The organism is Mesorhizobium sp. M2A.F.Ca.ET.067.02.1.1, assembly GCF_004023285.1.
Lineage (GTDB): Bacteria > Pseudomonadota > Alphaproteobacteria > Rhizobiales > Rhizobiaceae > Mesorhizobium.
Map to the genome: position 1 here is coordinate 1 of NZ_RZSB01000654.1, position 3412 is coordinate 3412.

Consider the following 3412-nt stretch of genomic DNA (forward strand, 5'->3'; position numbering starts at 1 on the left):
CTCTTCCACCTGAATGAACCTTGCTTTGCCCCCTTGCGGATAGTGCCCGAGAAGCCGGCGCTTGTAGCCGTCGGGATCGTCCCCGCCATAGGTCCTGGCCTGATATTCGATCATCGGCGTTGCCGTATCGCCGGGGCAAACGGCGTTGACCCTGATGCCTCGCGGGGCGAGTTCCAGCGCGAGTGCCTTGGTCAGCAGAACCAGCCCGCCCTTCGAGGCGCAATAGACGGCCGCCCCATTGTTGCCGACGAGCCCGGCGTCGGACGCAATGTTGACGATCACGCCTTGCGCCGCCGCCAGATGCGGGACAGCCGCCGAGATCAGGAAGAACGCTCCCTTGAGATTGACGTCCAGCACAAGGTCCCACTGATCTTCCTCGACCCCGCTCGCCGGCCCCTCGAGCCAGACGCCGGCGGCGTTGACCAGGATGTCCATGCCGCCGCCCCAGTTCCTGGCCTTGGCCACCACGTCGCGGCAGGCAGCGACGGAGCGGATGTCGAGCGGCAAACCCACCGCATCCGCCCCGGTCGCGACAATCTTGGCCACGGCTGCGTCGAGCTTGGGACCGGGAAGGTCGGCGAGCGCGATCCGCTCACCGTCGGCCGCGAGGCGCAGTCCGGTCGCAAGCCCCATGCCCCCGGCGCCACCGGCGATCAGAACCGTCCTGCCAGCCATTTGACAACCTCCACGCCACGCAGCGCCCGGCAAGGCACACAATGTCCCTAGATCATGTCATGGGGCCCTGTCGCATGGACAGCGAGGCAAAACAATGACCTCAGCGGCTTCGCCGGCCCCCGATCATCCCAGCTCGAGCGTCGTGATGCCGAAAACTGTAGAGGGGGCGTTACCGGGTTTGCCGCCCTTGTACATGCGTGTCGTCGCAAAGCCCGGGACCAAGCCGGCGGCCTGAAGCATGGCGGTGAATTGAACCTGGCTGGCCGGCACGTCGATATGCAATGTATCGTTGCCGATCCTGCCCACAAGGTCCGCCAGCAATGCCAGGGCAAGGTCCGTCCTGTCGGCAAACAGGGGTCCGACCTTGAAGCCTTCCCGGCATCGGCGGGCCACGCCATAGCCGGCAATGCCGGCCGATCCGCCACAGAGCAGCGCAATCCGGGGCTGCCGCAGCCACTCCCGGAGGAAGGCTTCCCGCGGCGCCGGGAAACGCTGGCGATCATAGGCGAGTATCCCGGCCATGTCGCCGGCCATCACTGGCCGTATGTCGCTTCCCCCCGGCAATCCGGCGGGGCGACCGCTGTAGCGCACGGTCTCGTAGACGGGCACGAAGCCCATGCGCTGGTAGTTGGCCCGTTGCTCGGCCACCCCGTCGAGACCGATGATGCGGTCGCCGAGGCGTGCCATGCCGGCATCCCAGACCGCCTTGCCATGGCCTTCGCCGCGCCGGTCGGGCCGGCAGATATAGAGGCCGATGAAGCCGAAGCCCGTGCCGTATGCGACGGCCGAAATGCCGGCCACCATCTCTCCATCGACGAAAGCGCCGATGAATCCGTCGGGATCGGCTGTCTGGAACGCCGCGGCGTCGCCGATGCCCGGGTTCCAGCCTTCTCCAGCCGCCCAGTCGACGAGCGTTTCCACTTCGCTGGCGGTCAGTGTCCGGATTGTTCTCGGCATCATTTCACCCGGGCGGCCTCGGCAAATGGCGTCAAGGCATCACGATAGGTAGCCGCTTCCTCGCTGCAAAGTCCACACGAGAACTTCGGTTCACCTTCGATTATCGGCCGGCGCCGACCACCTGCCGGCGCCCCTGCTCGGCCAAGGCCGGGAGACATATGGTGGAGACCATTCCCATGGCTCGGCAGAACGCCGCCAATTCAACGCAGGGCTGCGGGCCGGACTATTATTGGGACGGGTTTCCCGAACCGACGCAACGAGTTAGCAACAAACGCGTCGCTTGATCGTTCGTTGTTCCAATAGGCAACTGGACACAACCGGTGAACACTGGGAATCTTGATTTGCCGTTCTTCGAAAATCGCCTGGAGTACCGCAGGAAATGCCGCTGAGTGCCGCAGAGATCGCCCATCATCCGGCAGCGCTTCGCTGTATCCAGGAGCAGGCGCGCGCGCTCATCCACATATACGAAACAAGCCCGCGGCTGGCTGCTGTGTTCGCCACCCAGCAGCGCTGGCTGCTCGGTCACGCCGGTCTGGCCTTGCATTTCCGGCGCGATCCCAATGACCGCCGCACCGAAATGACGATGGCGCGGTTCATCGACGTCGTACGCCGCTATTCCCTGGCCAGCCGCAACACGGCCGAGGCCTTCGTCAAGGAGATGCTTCGCTACAACATCGCCGAGTATATTTCGGCCAGCGGTGACGGCCGCGCCCACCCCATGCGGGTCACCGAAGGCACCATCGAAACCTTCACCGGCTGGATCCACGCACATCTGAGGACGCTCGACCGCATAGATGGCGGAAACCGGCTGACAACTTTCCTCGATCGACCCGGGATGCTGTCCAGGCTGCAGCCGCTCATCGCCGACGGATTGCTGGCCAGCCAGGGCGTGCGGGAGCCTGGGCGGACTTTCTCGTTGTTTATCTGGTTAAACAATGGCGGCATCGTCATGGACTGGCTGATGTCCGGTATCGATCCGGAGGACGTTCATCTCCACAGGATACCGACCAGCGTCATCTCGGTCAGCGAATTCGCGCACTGGCTGAAGCTGTCACGCACCCACCTGGCGCGGAAACTTAATGATGCCGAGGCGCTTGGCAGCATCGGCTGGGTCGGCCAGCGCGGTCATTCCGTCATGTGGGTTTCACGCCAGTTCTTCGACGAATACATGGTCATGCAGACGTCCAAGCTCGCCGTAGTCGACCTGGCTTTCGACGACAGTTTGTCCCAGGCGGACGAGAGCTGACCGGCGCAACGGTCGCTTCTCGGACCCAGCCGACAAATACCGCTGGTTGCGCTGGCAGGCGCCGGCCAAAACTGCTATCCGCATCCGCATATTGCGATATTTGGCGGAGTCTGGGGGGATGGCGCTGAACTTCGAAGACATTGTCGGTCATCCGGCGCTGAATGCCGCCGTCCAGGCACAGGCCCGGGCGATGCAGCAGGCCTATGAAGGAAACCCGCGCGCGTCCTCGGTCTTTGCCACCCAGCAGCGCTGGCTGATGGCGCATATCTGTCTTGCCCTGCATTTCCGCAGGGATCCCAGCGACTACCGGAAGGAACTGACGGCGGCGCGTTTTGTCGACGTCACCGTTCAGCATGCAGTTGCAAGCCGAAACACGGCCCAGCCTTCATCAATGAAATGCAGCACTATAATTTCATCGAAGTCGGTCCAATGGCCGACGACGGCCGCATTCGCCCCTTGCACCTGCCCGCCACAACCCTGGAGCTGTTGATCGGCTGGCTTCATATGCATCTGATCACGCTTGATGCTCTTGAC

4 protein-coding genes are annotated in these 3412 nt (G+C 63.6%); 2 read left to right on the plus strand and 2 right to left on the minus strand.

From position 1 onward, the window contains the following. Both EOA28_RS29400 and EOA28_RS29405 read right to left on the minus strand, forming a co-directional pair. The coding region (locus EOA28_RS29400; RefSeq protein ID WP_128315554.1) for an SDR family NAD(P)-dependent oxidoreductase at positions 1–675 on the minus strand (675 nt) is incomplete at its 3' end. Between the two features lie 123 nt (positions 676–798). Beyond that, a complete protein-coding gene (locus EOA28_RS29405; RefSeq protein WP_127250693.1) occupies positions 799–1632 on the minus strand; it encodes a GNAT family N-acetyltransferase in 834 nt (277 codons plus the stop codon). Between the two features lie 379 nt (positions 1633–2011). On the opposite strand from EOA28_RS29405, the gene EOA28_RS29410 reads away from it, so the two are divergent. Both EOA28_RS29410 and EOA28_RS29415 read left to right on the plus strand, forming a co-directional pair. Then, positions 2012–2878, plus strand: coding sequence for a hypothetical protein (locus EOA28_RS29410; RefSeq protein WP_127250692.1), 867 nt, complete (start codon positions 2012–2014; stop codon positions 2876–2878). A gap of 118 nt (positions 2879–2996) precedes the next feature. After that, a complete protein-coding gene (locus EOA28_RS29415; RefSeq protein WP_128315555.1) occupies positions 2997–3368 on the plus strand; it encodes a hypothetical protein in 372 nt (123 codons plus the stop codon). Positions 3369–3412: the final 44 nt, after the last annotated feature.